Source organism: Sphingopyxis fribergensis (assembly GCF_000803645.1).
GTDB classification, from domain to species: domain Bacteria; phylum Pseudomonadota; class Alphaproteobacteria; order Sphingomonadales; family Sphingomonadaceae; genus Sphingopyxis; species Sphingopyxis fribergensis.
Map to the genome: position 1 here is coordinate 4,867,586 of NZ_CP009122.1, position 20,158 is coordinate 4,887,743.

20 protein-coding genes are annotated in these 20,158 nt (G+C 61.5%); 11 read left to right on the forward strand and 9 right to left on the reverse strand.

Annotated features, from left to right (window positions below; genetic code table 11):
- Window positions 1–18: 18 nt before the first annotated feature.
- Both SKP52_RS22810 and SKP52_RS22815 read right to left on the reverse strand, forming a co-directional pair.
- Window positions 19–1,677 carry a hypothetical protein gene (locus tag SKP52_RS22810; protein WP_037553316.1) on the reverse strand — a complete coding sequence of 553 codons (1,659 nt, stop codon included), beginning with the start codon at window positions 1,675–1,677 and terminating at the stop codon, window positions 19–21.
- Between the two features lie 203 nt (window positions 1,678–1,880).
- Window positions 1,881–2,807: a lipid kinase gene (locus SKP52_RS22815; RefSeq protein ID WP_052181962.1), complete on the reverse strand. Its 927-nt coding sequence runs from the start codon at window positions 2,805–2,807 to the stop codon at window positions 1,881–1,883.
- 369 nt (window positions 2,808–3,176) lie between these two features.
- Here SKP52_RS22815 and SKP52_RS22820 point away from each other — a divergent pair, with 369 nt between their 5' ends.
- The gene (locus SKP52_RS22820) at window positions 3,177–3,500 is read left to right on the forward strand and encodes a DUF736 domain-containing protein (protein ID WP_037553318.1); all 324 of its coding nucleotides are present in this window, start codon (window positions 3,177–3,179) and stop codon (window positions 3,498–3,500) included.
- A gap of 83 nt (window positions 3,501–3,583) precedes the next feature.
- Complete coding sequence (locus tag SKP52_RS22825) at window positions 3,584–4,513, forward strand: HEPN domain-containing protein (protein ID WP_037553319.1); 930 nt, start codon at window positions 3,584–3,586, stop codon at window positions 4,511–4,513.
- Between the two features lie 6 nt (window positions 4,514–4,519).
- On the opposite strand, the gene SKP52_RS22830 is transcribed toward SKP52_RS22825, so the two are convergent.
- Window positions 4,520–4,750 (reverse strand): EexN family lipoprotein, encoded by a 231-nt coding sequence (locus SKP52_RS22830; RefSeq protein ID WP_037553321.1) that lies wholly within the window; start codon window positions 4,748–4,750, stop codon window positions 4,520–4,522.
- 209 nt (window positions 4,751–4,959) lie between these two features.
- Here SKP52_RS22830 and SKP52_RS22835 point away from each other — a divergent pair, with 209 nt between their 5' ends.
- The 4 genes from SKP52_RS22835 to SKP52_RS22850 all read left to right on the forward strand — a co-directional run bounded on the left by SKP52_RS22835 (window position 4,960) and on the right by SKP52_RS22850 (window position 8,974).
- Window positions 4,960–6,036, forward strand: coding sequence for a PIN domain-containing protein (locus tag SKP52_RS22835; RefSeq protein ID WP_037553323.1), 1,077 nt, complete (start codon window positions 4,960–4,962; stop codon window positions 6,034–6,036).
- 163 nt (window positions 6,037–6,199) lie between these two features.
- Window positions 6,200–7,297 carry a MarR family transcriptional regulator gene (locus SKP52_RS22840; protein ID WP_037553325.1) on the forward strand — a complete coding sequence of 366 codons (1,098 nt, stop codon included), beginning with the start codon at window positions 6,200–6,202 and terminating at the stop codon, window positions 7,295–7,297.
- Window positions 7,297–8,205 carry a hypothetical protein gene (locus tag SKP52_RS22845; RefSeq protein WP_037553327.1) on the forward strand — a complete coding sequence of 303 codons (909 nt, stop codon included), beginning with the start codon at window positions 7,297–7,299 and terminating at the stop codon, window positions 8,203–8,205. Before SKP52_RS22840 ends, SKP52_RS22845 begins: the two co-directional genes overlap by 1 nt.
- 52 nt (window positions 8,206–8,257) lie before the next feature.
- Entirely contained in the window at window positions 8,258–8,974 is a 717-nt protein-coding gene (locus tag SKP52_RS22850; RefSeq protein WP_037553328.1) for an SDR family NAD(P)-dependent oxidoreductase, read from the forward strand.
- 10 nt (window positions 8,975–8,984) lie between these two features.
- On the opposite strand, the gene SKP52_RS22855 is transcribed toward SKP52_RS22850, so the two are convergent.
- Window positions 8,985–11,078, reverse strand: coding sequence for a YecA/YgfB family protein (locus SKP52_RS22855; RefSeq protein ID WP_228383751.1), 2,094 nt, complete (start codon window positions 11,076–11,078; stop codon window positions 8,985–8,987).
- Between the two features lie 363 nt (window positions 11,079–11,441).
- Between SKP52_RS22855 and SKP52_RS27125 the strand changes: the two genes are divergently transcribed.
- Window positions 11,442–11,591, forward strand: coding sequence for a hypothetical protein (locus SKP52_RS27125; RefSeq protein WP_228383752.1), 150 nt, complete (start codon window positions 11,442–11,444; stop codon window positions 11,589–11,591).
- A gap of 111 nt (window positions 11,592–11,702) precedes the next feature.
- Window positions 11,703–11,912, forward strand: coding sequence for a hypothetical protein (locus SKP52_RS27130; protein WP_052181964.1), 210 nt, complete (start codon window positions 11,703–11,705; stop codon window positions 11,910–11,912).
- 5 nt (window positions 11,913–11,917) lie between these two features.
- On the opposite strand, the gene SKP52_RS22860 is transcribed toward SKP52_RS27130, so the two are convergent.
- The 3 genes from SKP52_RS22860 to SKP52_RS22870 form a co-directional block, all read right to left on the reverse strand.
- On the reverse strand, window positions 11,918–12,703 hold the full coding sequence (locus SKP52_RS22860) for a hypothetical protein (protein ID WP_037553329.1): 786 nt from the start codon (window positions 12,701–12,703) through the stop codon (window positions 11,918–11,920).
- Between the two features lie 39 nt (window positions 12,704–12,742).
- Complete coding sequence (locus SKP52_RS22865) at window positions 12,743–15,706, reverse strand: TrlF family AAA-like ATPase (protein ID WP_037553330.1); 2,964 nt, start codon at window positions 15,704–15,706, stop codon at window positions 12,743–12,745.
- 511 nt (window positions 15,707–16,217) lie between these two features.
- Window positions 16,218–17,123: an endonuclease/exonuclease/phosphatase family protein gene (locus tag SKP52_RS22870; protein ID WP_037553331.1), complete on the reverse strand. Its 906-nt coding sequence runs from the start codon at window positions 17,121–17,123 to the stop codon at window positions 16,218–16,220.
- 140 nt (window positions 17,124–17,263) lie between these two features.
- Here SKP52_RS22870 and SKP52_RS22875 point away from each other — a divergent pair, with 140 nt between their 5' ends.
- Complete coding sequence (locus tag SKP52_RS22875; RefSeq protein WP_037553418.1) at window positions 17,264–17,539, forward strand: HU family DNA-binding protein; 276 nt, start codon at window positions 17,264–17,266, stop codon at window positions 17,537–17,539.
- Between the two features lie 249 nt (window positions 17,540–17,788).
- Here the strand turns inward: SKP52_RS22875 and SKP52_RS22880 are convergent, their stop codons facing one another.
- Window positions 17,789–18,301, reverse strand: a complete 513-nt coding sequence (locus SKP52_RS22880; RefSeq protein WP_037553332.1) for an SOS response-associated peptidase family protein — start codon at window positions 18,299–18,301, stop codon at window positions 17,789–17,791.
- 55 nt (window positions 18,302–18,356) lie between these two features.
- Here SKP52_RS22880 and SKP52_RS22885 point away from each other — a divergent pair, with 55 nt between their 5' ends.
- Complete coding sequence (locus tag SKP52_RS22885; protein ID WP_037553333.1) at window positions 18,357–18,974, forward strand: SOS response-associated peptidase family protein; 618 nt, start codon at window positions 18,357–18,359, stop codon at window positions 18,972–18,974.
- A complete protein-coding gene (locus SKP52_RS22890) occupies window positions 18,971–19,408 on the forward strand; it encodes a DUF1810 domain-containing protein (RefSeq protein ID WP_037553335.1) in 438 nt (145 codons plus the stop codon). Before SKP52_RS22885 ends, SKP52_RS22890 begins: the two co-directional genes overlap by 4 nt.
- A gap of 12 nt (window positions 19,409–19,420) precedes the next feature.
- On the opposite strand, the gene SKP52_RS22895 is transcribed toward SKP52_RS22890, so the two are convergent.
- Window positions 19,421–19,978, reverse strand: a complete 558-nt coding sequence (locus SKP52_RS22895; RefSeq protein ID WP_037553336.1) for a cytochrome b — start codon at window positions 19,976–19,978, stop codon at window positions 19,421–19,423.
- Window positions 19,979–20,158: the final 180 nt, after the last annotated feature.

The following is a 20,158-nucleotide window of genomic DNA, read 5'->3' on the forward strand; positions in this document are numbered from 1 at the left end:
TTCCTGCGGACCGCGAGGCTATTTCGCGCCCTTTAGTTCGTCGTCGAGTGAGCATTCGGTGACCATCCCCGAAAGGTCGGGAAGGGCGGGCAGCCCCGAGGGGCCGGGTCCCGTGTCTGGCTTGAAAGCAGGCATCATGAACGACGGGAAATTGAACTCTGGAGGATTTTCGGCCGCGAGCGTCTTGCCGACCTCGGCGAACGGGTGTTTGAAAAAATGTTGGTTGAGCGCGTCGGCGATACCCTTTTCCTTTCCGGCACGCGCCAACGCAAGAACCGCATCCCCGTCCTTCCAGTCGATCGGCGCCTTGGACCGCTTGGCCTTTTCTTCCTTGAGAAGATAGAGAGCGTCGGCATCGATCGTTCCGCTCGTCCATATCTCGAAGCGATGTTCGGCTTCTCGTAGGGCGGCATGGTTCGCATAGTGCGCACGAAAGATCGGAATCTTTTTGAGCCAGATTTCGACCTCAGCGCGCGACAGTGATCCGCCGGGCTCTTTGCCTTTACATTCGATCGCTGTCACCGCGCTCGACTGCTGGGTGATGGCCTGAACGTCTATGTCCGCGGTCTGGCCGGTCGCAGGATTTCGCGCGGTAACCCCCATATCGATAGAGATAGCGCTTCGCCGGGCGAGGTAGCCGACCACTAACTCGAATAGGATGCCGCGCAGGTTGAGGCTGCGTCCCTCGATGTCGAGCAAATTGTCGAGGAGGTATGTGAGCCGCTCAGGACTGGACGATGCATATTTGGCGGCATTTTTTAGGACTTCGCATAGTGACGCAATCGCCACCCCAACCCGTTTGCCGAACAGATCTTTCGGCGTGGCGAGCATCACGCCCGCGGCATGGCCAGCCTTCATTGCTTCGCCGGTAAATTCTTCCGCGACAATGATCGACAACACCCCGATATTCTTGAGGGTCGCCTTGAGCATCCTCGCCTTGCGGATGAAGAACTGGATTTCGTCGGCGGTAAGCCGCCCCTCAGCGAACACGTCGGCGACAATGAAGCCGGGCTTGCCGCCGGGACCCTGGAGCGGAAGCAGGTAGCTCGGGCCGGCGAAATCGAAGGCGAAGGGGCCGATGGGCTGGAGTTCTTCGTCGCCGCGGATGCGGATCAGATTGTAGCTCGCAAATCCGATCTTCCTCGCCCATTCGCGCATTCCGTCGAGCAGAATCCCCTCTGTGAGGTCGCGGGCCCTTAGTCCGGCAGGCGTGCCGAAAGCCAGCGACGGCGCGAGCTCGAAACATCGGCCGTGGTCGATATTATGTATTTCCTTGATGAACCCTGCGGCGATCAGGCGTTGCGCGACCGTCTCGACCGGCAGCTGTCCGCGCTGCGGGATGACCGTCGCGCCGCTGATCGACGCGAATTGGTCGGCACGGATGAGGCCGCCGCGTGCGATCATGCCATCGACCGATGCAGCGAAGACCGAATTGGTCGCGCGCATGTCGCGAATGAAATTCTGCCAGAAGCGTTCGCTGTTCCGATCCTTGTCGAGATAGAGAAAGGCTTCGCGCTTGGGCAGCATCGGGACTGGAAAGCGGCGTATCGGTTTTGCGACCCGAGCGACGCGCTGGCGCGCTGCCTCTGGGCTCGCTCCGGCAGCGACGAGCGCCTCGACAATCAGCGACGAGCGCGATGGGCCATGCTCTGAAAGATATTGCGCGATGGTGGTCATGGTCGATGTCACACTGCTTAATTTATTAATTTAACTACCCTGTGCCTCCTCGTTTTTCAACCTTCGATATGAACTCAAATTTTTCAAATACTTAACGAGACGATTTTTGGACGTCCGCGCGGCGCGATGTCACAGAGCCATTTCGAACGACTGAAAATCGTCGCCGCACGCTGCAGCCGCAACTGCGCTGGGCCTTCGCTCGGTCAGTGATGGTAGAGCGGGAATTGCCGTGCGGTGGTCGGGCATTCGCACGGGGCGAGCACCGATATCGCTCGAGGCAAGACGCGGAAATGCGCAGGCGTCGCGGTGACGATCTCACCGTCGGTGTTCACCGGCATCGGCCGCCGCGTCTCGATATCGAACTCGACGCATTTGGCGGTGCGCACTTCCTTCCACGCGCCATGCGTGCCGGACCGGAAGGCGCGAAGCATGAGGGCGAGCTTCCAGAGGTTTTTGACCTCGAGACTATAAAGATCGAGCGTGCCGTCGTCGATCGCGGCATTCTCTTCTACGACATTACCTCCCCCGTAGAGACGCCCGTTGCCGATCGCGACCTGATAGGTGCTGACGGTCCTCGACTCGCCCTTCTCCCTGATCCTCGCCCGGAACCGCTGGGCAGCCAGGATGACCCGCAGCGCGGCGACGGCATAGCCGAGGCGGCCGAACCTTTTCTTGATCGCCGGGTCGAGCTTCTGCGCAAGTTCGCTGCTGATCCCGATGCTCGCGACATTGAAGAAGGCATGGCCATTGACCATGCCGACATCGATCCGTCGGCTGTGACTCTCGACAATGACGTCGGCCGCCGCCGCGAAGTCGAGCGGGATCGACAGGGTGCGCGCCAAGTCATTCGCGGTTCCGGCGGGAATGATTCCCAGCGGCAGGCCGCTCTCGATCACCGCGGGCGCGGCGGATGAGATCGAACCGTCGCCGCCGCACACGACAATGATATCGGCGGTCTGATGCAAGCGTGTCACGTCGCGTGCAATTTCGGGCAAGCTCTCGAACGGCTCGACCGTCACCAGAAGGCCGCCGGCAGCGAGGCGCTCGCGAACGGGAACGAGCGCCTGCTCGCCCTGCCGCGCCTTTGCATTGTGCAGCACGAGGGCGCGCGTACCTTTGGGCCACGGCATCGACACGATCCTGTTCAGCAGAGTTACGACCGTCGAGCGCGTGCCTTCAGAAGAACCACGCCCGATAGAGCAGGCCTATATATCGCCGCGACGAGGCCGGGAAGCATCCGTATCGATGCAGCTCCCTTTTCGGCTTCGTCATATCCTTGGCGCGATCGCTCGCCCTGATCGCTCTTCCATTTTCGAAGTTCGACCGGTCCCACCCAAGAGCGCTCCGCCAATCTGGTCGGCGGCGGCGCCCGCGCAAGCGAGGCGTAGCCTCACTCCTCCGCTGCGCTTCGGCCCTTCGGGTGCGCAAGCGCCTCAAGCCGCCGACCCGCCCGGCTGCACGCCCGGGATGGTCCCGGGCAAATCAGCAGGAGTATCGACATGGCGAGCATCGGCATCGTCAGCGGCAGCATCGAGAAGGGCTTTGTGGGCCAGCTCATCACGCTGTCGATCAAGGCACCGATCGAGATACGCCCCAACCGCGGCAAGGCGAGCGATGTGCAGCCCGACTATCGCGTTTGGTCCGATGGCGTCGAGATCGGAGCCGGCTGGATTCGCGTCGCCGAGCAATCGGGGCGTCCCTATGTCTCGCTCTCGCTCGCGACCCCCGAGTTCGGGCCGCGGCGCATCTACGCCAATCTCGGGCGGGCCGCGGGGCAGGATCGCGACGATGTTTTCGCGATCATCTGGACACCCGCCGACTGAGCGGCGGCCATCTTGCGGCATCCTTGCGCATCGGAACAATCTTCCGGGTGCAAGGGTGCCGCCACCTTGTTAGGGTGACCCCAATGCAGAGCAGCCTCGAACATCTTCCCCCGCACAAGCAACGCGAGATCGAGCGCGTCGTCGAGATCATCTTCGAGGAATTCGAGGATGCGCTGGCGCTCGCGACGCAGGACTGGAAGCGCAAGGGCCGGATTTCCAAGATCATCCTCTACGGCAGCTATGCACGGGGTGGGTGGGTCGACGAGCCGCACACGGCGAAGGGCTATCAGTCGGACTATGACCTGCTGATCATCGTCAACGACAAGCGGCTGACCGATCGGGCGGACTATTGGTCGAAGCTCGACGACCGGCTCATTCGTGAGCTGTCGGTAACGAAGCGGCTCCGCACGCCGGTGAATTTCATCGTTCACAGTCTCGACGAGGTGAATGCCGGACTGACGCAGGGTCGCTATTTCTTCATCGACGTCGCTCGTGACGGGATCGCGCTGTACGAGGCCGACGGGAAGGAGCTCGCAGAACCCAAGCCGATGACGCCGCATGCGGCGCTCGAGATGGCGCGCGAGTATTTTGATGAGTGGTATCCTAGCGGAGCGCAGTTTCTTCATCACTATCGAAGCGCTGTCGCTGCAGGTTGGTTGAACAATGCGGCCTTTCAGCTTCATCAGGCGACGGAACGATATTACCACTGCATCTTATTGGTATGCACTTTCCACACGCCGCACATCCATAATCTTGTTTTCCTGCGCACCCAAGCCGAGCGGATCGATGATCGATTGATCGAGGCATGGCCGCGAGAAGTTAAGGCCGACCGGTCGCGGTTCGAAAAGTTGAAGGAAGCGTACATCAAGGCGCGCTATTCGAAGCATTACGCGATCACCGCCGACGAACTGGAATGGCTCGGCGCGCGGGTTCAGCATCTCGCCGGTATCGTCGAGACTATTTGCCGTGACCGCATCGCTGAGCTTGAGACAACAGCGCGTCAGGCAGGTTGAGACCCGCTACTTTTTCCCGCGGAACCGCTCGAATTTGGCCTTTCCCTCGGCAGTCTCGACCGCGACATTGGCATTGCTGCATTCATCGCCGCGCTTGTCGCCCGCCGTGCAGCTTTGGACGACGTCGCGTGCCTCATCGAGATTGGCCTCGAAATATTGAACGCTGCGTGGCTCCGGCGGAGCACATGCTGTCAGGATCGTCAGGCTGGCGATCGCCAGCATCTTGAAAATGATCATCGTCACCTCCGACGATCAACTCTAGCGTCGGCGACCCGGTCCATGCAGTGGCGATTTGAGATTTAGAACCAAATTGAGGCTAGTTCTCCGTCCATCGGCCTATGTGAGCCAGTTTTGCGCCATTCTTAGCTCTCTCTCAAGCGTCGCATTGGGCGGCGAGGCTCAAGGGAACGATTGAGGAAATCCGTCGCAAAAGCTAGTTTGCAACGATGAGCGAACCACCAGCACCGCGCGGACAGCGCCTCGTCACACCATATGCTTTCATCGATACCGAGGCTTTTCGTGCGGCGGGTCTCGACTGGCAATCGCGAACTTGGTCCAGCCTGATCGATCTAGCGTCGAAGAGCACGCTCGAGCCGATCACGACTTCCATCACCACGCGGGAGGTTGAAGCGAGACTTTCGGAAGCGCTGGCGGAGGCGGAAGCAGCAGCGAAGAAGCACGGCGCGATTTTTGGCCAGCTTGGAGAAAGCGGTCCCTTTGGTGATACCGATCCAGCCGATCGGAAGGCACTGCTTCACGCGCGCTTTCGAGAATTCCTAGCGACAGCAAAATTTACCGAAATCCCCGTTGTTGCCGATCACAAAGCGATTTTTGACGATTATTTTGCTGGTGCTGCGCCCTTTGGGGAGGGCAAAAAAAAGAGCGAGTTTCCGGACGCCTTTGTGCTGTCGAGCCTCCTCGCCTGGATCCGGCCCGGTCGACCCAGAATATATGTGGTTGGCAAGGATCCGGACCTGGTGAAATTCTGCGAGGGACGGGACGATCTGATCCAATTGGACTCCGTTGCCCAGCTTCTCTCGCTGGCTCTGGCGTCAGCCCAGTTGGTGAAGCGTCTTGAAGCGCATGTCCGTGGAGACGCGTCCCTGCTCGAAAGGCTGAGGGCACGCCTTAACTCCTATCGTCCGCGCCGTGTCGATATCGAGGTTGAAGATGTCGAGTTCTTCGATCTTGAGATTTCGAGCGTGTTTCTCGTCGACGAATCCGAGGAGGGACAGGATTTTGTCCTTGAGGTCGAAGTCTTGGCTGAGGTCGAAGCCGACGTTCGTGAGACGGGTCATGAGTATGTCATCTCGCGGCGGGGAGAGCCTGATTTGGATATTCGGACTTACCATGCTCGTCCAACTTCCAGCGCGGCTATTTATGTTGAGGTGCTGGTGTCCGAGGACGATAGTGGCGAAGAGCCAGCCTTGGTGACGACCGATTGGGCTATCACATCGGGCGATATCGAGATCAAATTGCCATCTCAGTTCAGCAGGCGTGAAATCACCCTCGAGGCGCGGTGACGCCAAAATCCTTCGTTGACGCCACCGGAGCGTTGCCAGTTTCGACGCTTTCCAGATTTCAGATGAAATTTTTTCCATTTTTTTAATGCAAATTTTCTGCGCAGCAAATATCAAGGTTTTTCCGAATATTCACTTTTAGGGTGATTTTTGCTGGGCACAAAATATGGCCGAATTTGAAAATTCTCAGCGCGAATTGCTCGATGCGCTTTTGGAGGCGCTTTTGGCGCTGCCGCAGTCGCACGCGCAAATCGAGCGATATGAGGTCGAAATCGGGCCTCGCGGCCGCGCCGACGCCCTGATCGGCGCATATATCGGCCGCCAGCCGCTCTTATTGCTTGTCGAAATCAAGGCGCAGCTTTTTCCGCGCGATGTGCGCGAAGCAATCTGGCAGCTTCGGAATAATCAGGCCCATCTCAGCAATTCCGGTGACGACCGGGAAATCATTCCTTTTTTTGTCGCCCGTGCGATCTCGCCGGGCGCTCGAGAGATTTTTCGGGAAGAGCGCGTCGGATATTACGACCTCGGAGGCTCGCTTTATATTCCGGGGAAAAAGGCATTCATATTTCTCGATAAACCGGCTCCGAAAAAAGGGACGAAGAAATTCGATTCCATTTTTCAGGGGCAAAAGGCGCGCGCACTCCATGAAATTTATGAGAGGCGGCAGGACTGGCTGGGCGTGAAGGATCTCGCCGATGCGAGCGGCGTATCGCCCGCTACGGCTTCCGAGACCCTCACGGAACTCGAACGGCGCGAGTGGGTGGATGTGCAGGGGGCGGGTCCGTCGAAACAGCGTCGATTGCGCGCCGCACGGCCCCTTCTCGAAGCTTGGACCAGCTATGCGAGCGATCAGAAGGCGCCGACAGTGCGGCGTTACTATGTCCCGAAAGGGAGTGACGCACTGGCGCTGGCGCTGCGCCTTGATCAGGCGTGCGACGAGGCGAAAGCCGCCTATGCGGTCACCGGCGAGGTAGCCGCTCAAATCTATGCCCCCTATCTTTCTTCCATCTCGCAGCTTCGTTGCCGGATCGAGCCCGGGCAGAAGCTGATCGAGGCGCTGCTCAATCTCGACGCCCGGCCCGTGGCGGAGGGGTGGAATCTCGGTATCATCGAGGCGAAGAGCCGGCGCGATGTCGCGGTCGGCCAACGGATCGATGGCGTCTGCTATGCGCCGCCGCTGCAGGTCTATCTCGACCTGCTCCAGGCGTCCGGCCGTTCCCGTGAATTGGCGATGCACCTCCGTAGCGAATGTCTGGATAAATAATGCCCAAACCACAGACGATCAGCGGCTATGAGGACATGGTCACCGACGCGTGCGAGCGCGTACTGGTCACGCTCCTGCGCGGGCTTGGACCATGGAAGGATTCGGTCTTTCTCGTCGGCGGACTCGCGCCGCGCTATCTCGTGACCGCCAGGCCGCCGAAAGTCCCGAAACATGCGGGCACGGGTGACGTCGATATCGTCGTCGACGTCGGAATCCTCACGACGACCGAAGCCTACAGTACGCTAGAAGAAAATCTAAAGGCGATGAACTTCGAGCGCGCCGAGAATGAAAAGGGTGCGAAGCAATCCTGGCGGTGGCGCGCCGAGATCGAGGACGGCACGACGATGATCCTCGAGTTTCTGGCGGACTCGCCGGAACTTGGAGGCGGCAAGGTAAAGGAACTTCCTTCGGACGGAAATGTCTCGGCGTTGAACATCCCCCACGCTTCCATGGTGTTCGACCATCACGGGACCGTCGAAATCACGGCGGACCTGCTGAACGGTAAGGGCCGTGCCACCGAGGTCGTGCGCTACGCTGATATCGTCACCTTCACCTGTCTCAAGGCCTTTGCTTTCGATCAGAGGTTCGAGCGCAAGGATGCGCACGACCTGATCTACTGCATCGAGAATCTGGAAGGTGGCGTCGGCGCGGCGCAATCCGCATTCGCGGCTGCACTGACCGGTCCGCATGCCGAGGCGATACGCGAGGCTCTTACTCGCATGGCGGCTCGCTTCCGCGATCCCAATCCCGACGAGAGCTATTTGCGCGACGGGCCCGTCGCCGTGGCAAGTTTCGAAGACGACGAAGCCGATGTCTCGGCCGACCCCGATCTGCTGAACGCCCGGATCTTGCGGCAGCGACATGCCGCGGAAATTATGGCCGACTTCCTCAAGGCATTCGAAATCTGATGACGAAGGCTGTGATCGCAGTTTCGTTCCGGCGCATTCCAAGAGCTTGCCCGTGAACAAAGCGATCATAGTCGGCGCGAGTTCAGGGATCGGCCGAGAGCTGGCGATGCTGCTCTCGCATCATGGCTATTCGGTTGGCGTCACCAGTCGGCGCCGCGACCTGCTCGCCAATCTCGCTGGCAATTCTTCCGGTTCGATAATCTACGAGGCGTTCGACGTGGCCGACACGACCGCGATGCAACGCGGACTCGCCGCCCTGATCGAGCGGCTTGGCGGGCTCGACTTGCTGGTGATCAGTGCCGGGGTCGGCCACATAAATGCCGATCTTGTCTGGGAGGCGGAACGCGAGACCATCGCGGTGAATGTCGAAGGTTTCGCGGCCGCGGCCAATATCGGCATGCAGCACTTCATCGCCCAAGGCACGGGGCATCTGGTGGCCATTTCGTCGATCGCGGGATTGCGGGGAAGCGGCGACGCGCCTGCCTACAATGCGTCCAAGGCCTTCGTCTCCAACTATATGGAGGCGCTACGCCAGAACATGGCGCGCCGGGGCCTGCCGATTGCAACGACCGACGTGCGGCCCGGCTTCGTCGACACCGCGATGGCGAAGGGTGACGGACTCTTCTGGGTTGCTTCGCCTGAAAAGGCGGCGAAGCAGATCTACGGCGCCATCCGCGCCCGTAAGTCTCATGCCTATGTCACCAAACGCTGGTGGCTCGTCGCTGGCCTGATGAAACTTCTGCCGAACGCCATCTACGACCGACTCTAGCCGCTCGCGATCATCGCCCGTGGCAGATTTTGTATTTCTTGCCAGAACCGCAGGGACATTTTTCGTTGCGGCCGACCTTTTTCCTCGGCTCAACCTCCCTGGGGGCACCGCGACGCTGATCGAACAGCGCCTGCAAAGGGGCAGGAATCACAACCTGTCGCTGCGGGGGACCGCCTTTGCGCCGAACCTCGCGAATGATGGCCTTCTGCTCCTGGAATGCCGCGCGATGGTTCGGATCCATCGCATCCTCGAACGGCAGCAGCCGCTCGACCTCGTTCGCCGCCGCATCATGGTCGCCGCAGTACGCAAGAACCACCGCATATAGAGCGCGAGCTTCGAGAACGGGCCCCGCGAGGCCCGCGCCTTGCAAGATGGGGAAGATGTTCCGTTCGAAGGCCTCGCGGGCGCTTATGAAGTCGTTCACCCAGACCAGTTCTTCGACAAGATCGAGACCAACCCGGACGAATGACTGGTAGGATTGCGACAGTTCGTAGAATTTCATCGCATGGATGCGTGCGAGAGTAGATCGCTGGCTCTTCCGGCCCAAGGCCTGCGCGAAAAGATCGTGACTGTCTGCCAGATGTTTCAGCCGATCGGTGAGATCTTCGTCTTTGGGAAGAAGCTCCCGAAGTTCGGGGGCGTTCCGTCCTATCACATCGTCGGGCCTGATCCCGAGCTCCCGATAATATTCGCCGATGAGGGCGAGTGCCTCACTTACCGCTGTATCGTTGTCGCCGAGCTTGAAGAGGGCGAGGGCGCGATTGTAGCGAAACACGCGCAGATGTTCGGGCTGGTCGGGAAGTCGATCCGAAACTTCGTCAAGCATGGCCCGGACGCCATCAATGTCGCCAAGCTCGGACAAGAGCAACATCCGCTTCATGCCCCAGGCCATCCACTCCTCGTCGCCGAGCTCGTTCGCCCTCAGCAGCGATTCCATCTCGTCGACCCGCTCCCGGCCGGCCTCATAATCTCCCTCGCGCAGATCATTGAAGACCAGGCCGTCGAGCGCCCACAGCCTTGTCTCGGCATCTCCGTTCGGATCGGCCGCGATCGTCAGCAGATAGGGTTCGATTTCCGGCCAGACCCCGAGTTCGTGGAACAATTCGTCTGTGGCAAACTGCACCAATATTCTCGCCTGACCGAGAAGCCCGAACAGACGGATGAGCAGTCCTAACTTCGCGAGGCTCCAGTTGGTCCGGATCGAGCTTACGATGACCCGCTGCAGCGAGCCCAAGGCTTTCTGCTCGAAGTCCTGACCCTTTGCCGAGACGTCCGCTTTGCCGAGTATCCTCACCGCGTCGTGAATTTTTAGGCCGCTATTCCCGAATAATTCCAGCGCACCCGTTGCGGGAAGCGCGCGCAACCGGGCCGTGGCCGCCTTCGCGTCGATGTCGCATGCGGCTTGAAGCAAGGCACTGGCTTCGTCCCGTGAGAGCGCGACATCGGCGAGGCTCAGGACCGCGATCGTTTCTCTGTCGACCGGCGGCAAGCCTTCGAACGCGCGCCTCAGGATAATCTCTTGAGCCGTCTCGACGATATTGGTCTGCTGCTCGATATCCGTACAAAAGGCCCTAATGTCGCCGCCATATTCGCGCGCCGCGATCGTCGCCGCATTGAGTACATAAAATGGCAGGCCTCCGGTAATTCTGGATAGCCGCTCGCAATCGCCGAAATCGGCACGGCAACCAGCATCTTGAACTGCCGCCGCGATAGTGTCTTCGTCCCAGCCGTTCAGAGTCTCGGCTTGAATATCTAGTCCTGCTTCGAGTTCGGCGATGTGCCGACCCGGTTGGCTCAGCAGGACAAATCGGAGATTGGGGCCCCGTGCTACCAGCGCCTCTATATCGGCCGCGGGAATGCGGTGGCTGTTATCGATGACGACAGCCGCGTGAAGGCCGTCTTCGCCGAGCTTGATGCTCAGCGCGCTCACCATGTCCAATCCGCTCGCGCCCGGCAGAAGAATTTCGCCGAGCTTGTCGTTGGAGCGACCGAACATCTTCGCCGCCACTTCGCGCGCTACCGCTGACGCGAGCGCGGGTCCCGGCGTGTCCCCAACGTCGAGATAGGTGACCGGGAGCGCAGCATGGACCGCGGCCTCGGCCATCCAGGCGGTTTTCCCCGAGCCCGAAAGTCCCGCTATGATGCGGACGGGCTGGTCACTTAGCAGGGCGGGTTCGTCGACCTGGGCGCGGTACACCGGGGGCGGCGCCGGAAGCTGCTGCATCTGGACCACGAGCTGCTCGAACAGGTCCGGCAATTCCTCGCGGGAAAAACTGTGATCCTCGCGCGGAGGCGTGCCAGCGGATGCGAGCATGACCATGGCGGCCAGCTTCCAGGTCAGCGTCTCCGGCCTGAGCAACCCGAATGGCAGCTGCGCCGCGAGATCCGAGCAATATGCAGCCATACCGGCAACATTGTCGGCAGGTCGAGGCAGGCAATTGTCGGAGGGCTCAGGACCGCCTGGCCAATGCAGCTCGACATCGTCAGGCCAGTCATCCGCGGCAATCTTCTTGAGCAGGGCTGGCGACGGAGGCGCATTCGTCGCGATCACGAATCTCGCGTCGCCAGCTCGCAGGCCGTTCTGATGATCCGCACGTATGTCCTCGAAACGCTCTAGTGCTCCTGAAATATCACTGGGATTGAGGACGTCCTGCCGCGTTTTGACCTGCGCATAGATACGGGCGTCCGGAAGCTGGACTTCAATGTCCTCGTCCCGCTCGACGATGATATGTTCGGCTCCCGCCTTTCCCGCGAGGAGAAGGCACGCTGCCGCGAAAAGATGCTGGTAGAGGAAACCCCTGTGTACGGCCTCGATCCGGATGAGTTGGCGCTCGTCGAGAACGAGGAGTTCGTCGACCGGCGGCTGTGGGCGTTCTGCCTCATCCTCCGCGCGGTGATCGGCCGCATTATGACCGGAATTGTCTCCGGGATCTTCTGACGCGGTCATCGTGTCGTGAAGGCTGCGACGACCTTGTTCGTCCCGTCCATGAGCAGGCCGCACTGAATGTCGGCGACCAGGACCGTCGAATTCACCGTGATATCGGTCGGATTGCTGATCGTCGTCTTGCCATAGGGGTAGGTGGCGCGAACGACATTCGGGAGCTTCGGCACGACAACAAAGGCAATCTTGGCTTGGGGTTTGAAGGCTTGCGCTTCGGCGACGCTCATGGGGATGGTCCCGATGACCCCACCCTTGTTGGCGATGAAAAGCTCTTCGCCATAGCGCGCCGGTTCACCCTCGAAGATCGCGTTCTCGGTCCGGGTAATCTTGCTGATGGTGGCCTTCGCCCCGAAGCCATTCTGCGCGGAATAGGTGCCGGTCGTGACCTCGCTGCTCGAAATCGTCACGTCGAGGTTGCTGAGGGTGCTGGCCTTCGGACTTTCGACTTTTGCATAATAGAAGGTGTCCCAAGCGCTGAAGTTCGTATTGTCGAACAGGTAGGACTTCACCTCGAAGGCTCCGAGATCGGCATTATAGGCCAGATATTCCGCGCCTTCGATCTTCTTCGAGATGATGAGGGGGCCGGAGCCGCCCGCTGCTGCGAGCCGGGCGCGGTATGCATCGCTGGTCTCGAATTCGTCCTTCGGCGCGACGGGCTTGATGGACGCGATAGCCTGGTCGAAGGTCTGGGGCTGCACCATGGTGCCCGTATAGGCTGCACAGCCCGATTGCGCCTGCGCCAGTCCCGGCGCGCAGATCAGCGCCGCAGCCAGAATGATTTTCCTCATTGGTTTTGCTCCCCCTTGAGCCCGTGCAAAATATCGAGACTAACGCTCCAGGCGAACGCGCAGGCGCCGTGCGCGCTCGCGAAACGCATGTTCCCCGCCCTCGAGAATGTCGCAGACCATCTTGCGGATCGGTGCATCTTCGAGGCCGCCGCTCGCATAGGCGATCTCGGGCAAGCCATCCCCCGGATGCGGGCCGGCCGATGCAACGATGACCTGATCGGCGTCGGTGTTGATCACCAGATTGGCGTTATGCGTGACGATGATGACCTGGCGCTTCGCCTTGGCCTTGAGGAACAGGCCGACGAGTTCATCATAGATCGACTTGGGATCGAGATTTTCCTCGGGCTGATCGATGATCAGCGGCCGCTCATCTGCGTTGTCGAGCGCGAGGTACAGCAGCAGGAGTACGATGCCGCGCGTGCCCGGCGAAAGTTTGCGGATGTCGACCCCATCATAATCGACGCTGTACCGGACTTCGATATGATCGGTGCCATAGAGCCAGCGCGCGAACAGCTTGAGCCAGCCGCGGAATGCGGCGGCATCGCTGCGCTGTGCGAGAGCATGTTCGAAGAAGCTCTTCTGATATTTTTGGCGAAAGTCTTTGAGCGCCTCGGTCACTTCTTCGGCGGTCCCACTCTCCCAAACGCCGCGAAGCTCGTCATTCGCGGCCTCGAGCAATTTGCCCTCGCCGCGGAACGGGCCCTGTCGGCGAAGGTCCAGCAGATCCTCGCCGCGCTTTGCCCACTCCGCCATGTCTGCTCGGCGGGTGACGGTGAATGCAAGCTTCCCGAGCGTCCCGCCCGTCTCGTCCATTCGCGCCCGGATGGGTGCGTAAAGGTCGTTGAGGACCTGCTGTTCCGAAAACACCGCTTCGAAGATCCGCCGGTAGCTTGACTGCCTTTCCGTAGGCAGGCCCTTGGCGCGCTCCTCTGCGCCCTCATAGTCCTTCAGCTTGTCCTGCAGGACCGAGAGCAATTCGGTCTCGGTCGTGATTTTCGTCGACAGGGAATTGAACCGTTCGCGTGTTTCCTTGTCGACGTTTATGATATCGCCGAGCCGCCGGATTTCCGCATCGAGCCGGCCAAGGGGAAGTCTCGTCAGATCGGCATCGTCGGCGATGAGCGGGGTCGCTGGATCGGTGATTGCGATATCGATCCCGCGCCACCCGTCACGGTTCTTCCGGGTGGAGGACAGGTTGTCGTTGATGATGCCGTCCACATTGCCGCTGTACTGCGTCAGAAACGGGTCCCACGCCTCTCCGGCTATGCCGGCATCCTTGTGGCGCTCTTGCGCATCGCGCAGATTTTCGGGCGCCTGATGGGTCCGGAAGTCCGAAACCTCGTCCTGGACGAGTAGCAACTTCTGCTCGCGATTGGTCAGGCGCCTAACCCGTGCGCGCACTTCGTTTGCCGCCTCGGTCAGGGCCTCGAGGCGCTTGATCCGGTCCTCGCTGCCTTTGCGGACAAGCTTGCCGCGGTCCTCGGTGAGCTGGGTGATCTTGAGCTTCTTCTCGTCGACCTGCTTCCGAATGGCCACGATCTGAGATTGCTTCTCGAGCTCGATGTTGATCCGGTCGGACAATTCCTCGAGCTTCTGTTCTTCGCGGCGTCGCGCCTCGCGGAACCGGGCTGCCTTGAGGTCGCGAAGGTCCGCAAAATCGACCGCGCCCTCTCGCTCGGTCGGGCTGTGGGCGTCAAAGACCACGCGCTCGACTTCCGACAGCAGGCCATCGGTCATTCCCTCCGGTGAGCAGAGCGATTCCACGAACTGCTGTGTCAGGTATCGAGCGCGGGCGTAGCCGTCCCATGCCGCCGCGGCATTATCGAGGCCGCGTTCGGTGACAACGCCATTGCCCCAATCGAGCTTCACCGTCGCATCGTCGAGATATTCGCTCGCCCGAACCAGGAAAGACTGCATAGGGAGCTGGTCGGCATGGGCATCGCAGCCCGCTGCGATCATGTCGGCCAGCGCGGTCTTGCCGGACCCGCGCGCACCAATGATCGCGACGAGGCCCGGGTTGAGATCGATCACCGAATTGGGGGCCCACGGCGCATTCGTCAGGGTCACACGGTGGATCGTCTCAGACGGCGCAGCTGCGGGCGGCGCCTCGGTCCCGACGTAAGCGCGGCCCTCGGGATCGATGCAGGCCTGCTTCAGTCCGTCGAATGTCGCCGCACCTTTGATCCAGGTATAGCGGTCGCCATCGGGCGCGCCCGTTCGTTCCACAGAATGCCCGTCGCTGCCGTGCATGCAGGGCTTGAGCCCGCCGTAGGTCTCGCAGATATGCTCGCGACTGGTTTTTCGGCCGAGCCAAAATTCACGTTGCGCCGGGCTCGACGCGAACATGATGTGAGCAAAATGTTCAATCTGCTGGCGCAAAGCTTGGTCTGCGCCATCTTGAAGTCCCGATGTCCCATCGCCCTTCGCGCCGGCGACCGCGATCAGGATATTCTCCTGCGCCCAGCTCATCCCCTTATATTCTTCACGGAGCTGATCGAAGCTTACCTTGAATTGTTCGGAGCCGTGGCGAAGCGCTGAACGATCATCGGTCAGCTCGGAATTGAGCGAACGTCCCAGGCGGATCAGCTCCGAAGGATTACAGGCGAAGGTGTCGGTCGTGGTCTTGAAGGTCAGGCGCTGAAGGAAGCGCGTGAGCTGCTCGATATGATCGGGATCGTCGGGGCAGACGAGCAGATGGGCGTTGATCCACGACCGCGCGGTTCCCACGCTGAACCGAAGCTCGATATTCGGAAAGATCAGGTCGCAGTCCTTGAGGCGACCTTGCTCCTTGCGCGCGCGAACCTCCTTGTAGAGTTCAAGCCCGTAATAGTCGGTAATACCGAGCGCACGGATCGCCGGCGTCGCACCCTCGATCGCGGCAAGATAGGCTTCCCAATCGCCCTTGAACTGGTCGTTGAAGATCGTGCCCGGGGCGTGGACGTGCGGATCCCATCGCAGCCACAACGATCCCGGTCCGATCGATTCCTCTTCCCCCACGGTCATGGCGCGGCACGCTATCGTCAACAGGGGGGAAACGGAAGTGCCGCCGCCAGATCAAACCATTTTGGATCTATTTTGTGCCGGGGCCTGCGGCCTGATCGCAGGGCGGCTCGGGCTCGCCGGAACCGCAGGACTTGCCGGCCGTTTCCCAGTGGCAACGTCCATAGGAGCTGTCATGGCAAGCGCACCGCCCGACCCGCATCCCGATTCTCCCCCGACCGGCCCCGAGCAAGTTCCGGAGCAGGTTCCCCTTCCTGATGACGACGGTCGGGAAAGTGTCGAGGACGTGCCTGACGCAGAATGATCGTCGGGCCGCTTGGCTTCTCGCCTGCGGCATGGCGCCCGCATATCTGCGGAGCGGAAATGGTAAGCCCCGCTACATCGCTGCAGCGGGGCTTCCCTAGATTGCATCCGAAGATGCGATCAAATTCTGCCATTCTTTCGTCTGGACAGGTAAGTGAAACGTGCCGGGCGCGCGATGGTTCCGTGGGCTACTTCGAGGCCCGGAATTTTTCTATCGCCGCAGCGTGACCGCGATCGGGCAGTGGTCCGAATAATGCTTCTCGCCGGGCGCATAGAGCGTTTCGCTGAACCCCGTCCGGTCGGCGGCGGCGCGCCGGTCGAGCACGATATGATCGATGAAACTGTCGTAACGCGGATCGCAGGCCGGCGGCTGGCCCGCGTCGGCGAGCATCAAATCGGCGTTGGCCGGATCGCCATCGTCGATTTTAGTCCAGATCGCGTCGCCGGGAAGCGCGAGCCGCCGGTTCCAGTCGCCCAGCACCGCGAAGCGCTCGGGCCCGGCGGCGGCCGCGTCGATCCAGGCTTCGAGCGCCGGAATCTGGTCCTGGAATATGGGGCAGGCCTTCGCCTCGTTCCCGGAGAAGCAGCCTGACTTGAGGTGGATGCCGAGAAGGCGGATCGGTGTGCGGCCCTCGGGGCGGAGCGTGATGTCGACGCCCGAGCGAAGCTGTTCGTTGCCGCGCATCAGCGACGTCACATCGGCATGGCGATCGAAGGCCATATCCTTGCGGATCGCAAAACCGACCGCTTGGCGGATCACCGTCTGCGACGGGAACTTGCCGCCGCAGGTGCCGCCCGGCGCGCCCTTCCGCGCTTCCATGATCACGACATATTTGGCGGGGTCGAAGACCCGCGCCGCGGCGGTCTCATTCTCGGCCTCCTGAAAGGCGATCACATCGGCGTCGAGGTCGTCGACGATGCGGCGCATCGCGGCATAATCGCTGTCATCCCTGGGGTTGCAGCCTTCGCCGTTCCTCGCGGCGAGAAATTCCAGGTTCCAGCTCGCAAGCTTGAGCGGTTTCGATGGAGCAGACGGGTTCGCGGGTGCGGAGGTCGCGGGCGAGCAGGCGGCAGCCAGCAGGAGCAGGGCGGATGCGATGAGGCGGTGGGGAAGCATCCGCCGCTACTGCCGCACGCCGCCACCGAGTGCAACTCGCCGTGCCGCGCCTTGGCGCGGCGCAGATGGCGCCGATCCGTCCGCGGCGCTATAGCGCCCGCCCGGCCGGGATCCTTCCGGCCGCTCAAGGAGATGATTTTATGAACCACGCCGAACTGTCGGACAGCGTCGCAACCGCACTTGGTCTGAGCAAGGCCGATGCGAAGAAGGCTGTCGATGCCGTTTTCGCTGCGATCACCGACGCCGCCGCCAAGGGCGACGAAGTCTCGGTGAACGGCTTCGGCAAGTTCAAGGTCAAGGAATCGGCCGCGCGTGAAGGCCGCAATCCCTCGACTGGCGAAACCATCCAGATTGCGGCTTCGAAGAAGCTGACCTTCGGCGCCGCGAAGGCCGTCAAGGATCGTCTGAACGGCTGAGCCGGTACGTCCCGCCGGCGTGCCCGGCGGGACGGCCGCGCGGCGGCATGTCGGGCGCGGCATCTGATGAGCGCGCTCTGGCCTCGCAGGCTCGGCCAGGGGTCGCACTTTTGTTTTGGCCGCGCGGCACACTCGGCTCGCTATCCTTGCGGGGCGGCGGCTAGGCACGGGAGCGCATCGCACGCCGCCCCGCTGCGGGCTCGCCAAGAGTGCGGTTGTTCGGGCCCTGCGGGCCGGCGACATCATGACCTAGAGCGGAAGTTCCGCCTGTTTGCGCAAAGGCTCAACGAACAGCGTGCGACGCGGCGGTTCCTCGAACAGCAGCTCGTTCGGCAGGCTGCCGTCGAGCCAATGGTTCGCGTCGCGCCGCTGGATGATCACGCCGTGGCGCGACTGATAGGGAATGACATCGGCGCCCGCCGGGATGGTGAGGATGCGGTAGGACAGCGGCCAGTCGGCGAGTGGCGGGTCCCACACTGCGGCGAGATAGAAGAAATTGCCGCTGTCGAGCGTCACCCGGTAGCGGTGATCGCCGGTTCCCATGCGAAACTCGGACGCCGGGATCAGGCAGCGGCGCGCCGGGAAGGCGCGGCCCTCGGCGCGCACGAAACGATAATTGATCCCGTCGCTAAACCGCGGGTCGGAACCCCAAACCGCTTTGACCATTTCGATCTCGGTCATATTGTCGGGATTGCGCCGGACGAGCGCTTGCACGCCTCCGCTCGGGGCGTCGGGATCGAAAGGGGTTGGCGCGATACCCATATGTGGAACATAATGGGAACGATGTTGAGTCGCAAGGGCGAGGGGGCCGACGCGCATGTGCAATGATTATCGGCTCGAAATTGACATCGCGTCGATCGCCGAGGACTTCGACAACCTCCAGATCAAGATCGACATGCCCGAGGGCGCACCGAACGTGCCGGCGCGCGAGGATGTCCGCATCACCGATACAGCGCCGATCGTGAAGAGCAGCGACGGCGCCGCCGCCGGATCGCTCGTCAACCGGCGCTGGAGCTGGCCCGGACAGGGCGGCAAACCGGTCTATAATGTGCGCTCGGAGCGCCGCGATCTCGGCATGCAGCGATGCCTCGTCCTCTGCGACGGTTTCTATGAGTTCACCGATCCCACCGACCCTGCGCAGAAGCGGCTCGACAAGTGGCTGTTCACGCTGAAGGACCATCGCTGGTTCTGCATGGCCGGCGTCTGGCGCGACAGCCATGTCGGCGAAGCCTTCAGCCTCCTGACCATGGACGCAGGTCCCGACATCGCACCCTATCACCATCGCCAGATCATTCCGCTGCCACGCGATCAATGGGCCGCTTGGCTCGATCCGCGCGTTCCGGCCGAGGACATATTGAAATGGCTTCCCGAAGGCAGCCTCGAGGTGACGCAGGTATATGGTAAGCCGCCTGCACAAGGCGCTCTTGCCTTATGACGAACGAAGAGGGACTCGATCTGTTCGTGACCGCGCAAGAGCAAATCTACCCGCGCGCGCTCGGCGAGATTCGCCGCGGCAAGAAGTGCTCGCACTGGATGTGGTTCATATTCCCGCAGCTGGCAGGCCTTGGCCGAAGCGCGACGTCGAAGCTCTACGGTCTCGCGGGAGCCGATGAGGCGCGGGCCTATCTGGCCCATCCGCTTCTCGGCGCGCGCTATGCCGAATGCGTCGAAGCGATCCAGGACCTGCCGGCAAGCGACCCGGTGGCGGTCTTCGGCGAGGTCGACGCCGTCAAGCTGCGTTCATCGCTGACATTGTTCGAGGCCGTGAGCCGGCGGCCGCTCTTCTCCGCCGCGCTCATCCGCTGGTTCGGCGGCGAGCGCGATGAGCGCACCCTCGGCCTGCTCAGCCGCGACGACAGCATGCCGTGACGCCGACGCGTGTCAGCCGCGCGGATTGCGAAACAGCGGCAGCATCCGGTGGAGCACTTCGTCCTTGTCGAAAAAATGATGCTTGAGCGCGCCGAGAACATGCAGCGCGAGCACGACGTAAATGGCCTTCACCATCAGCTTGTGTATGTCGCCGAGCTCTTCGGCGAGATCCTCGTTCAGCGGTAGCGGAAGATTGGGCGCGGGCACGGCGCCGTAAAGCGGCACTTCAGGCGCCCCGCCCGCCGACGCTGCGGCCCAGCCGAGAAGCGGGGCGCCGATCATCAGCACATAGAAGAGGACATGGGTCGTGCGCGCGAGCATCCGTTCCCATGACGGCATGCCGCCGGGGAAGGCCGGCCAGGGATGGCCGAAGCGCCAACCGAGCCGGATAATGCTGAGCGCGAGGATCGTGATCCCGACCGATTTGTGCAGATGATAATAGCCAAGTTTCTCGCTGTCCGAGGCGTCCTCCATCCAGCCGCCAAAGGTGGCATTGGCGATGATCAGGATGGCGATCGTCCAGTGCAGGACGATCGAGACGGTGGAATAGCGGCTGTGATTCTCACGCATGATTCGCCTCGCAATAGGTCCGTCACCGGTCTTCCAATGCTTTGGCGGCGATCCTCGTTCCGTCAGCAGGACGCAGCCGTCACGATCATGAGCCCAATTTGTTTCGCTTTTACAGAGGCCGGGCGGAAGGCGCGCACCGATTCCCGGCGGTTCGTCGCGGCCCGCTTGACGCGCCCTTTG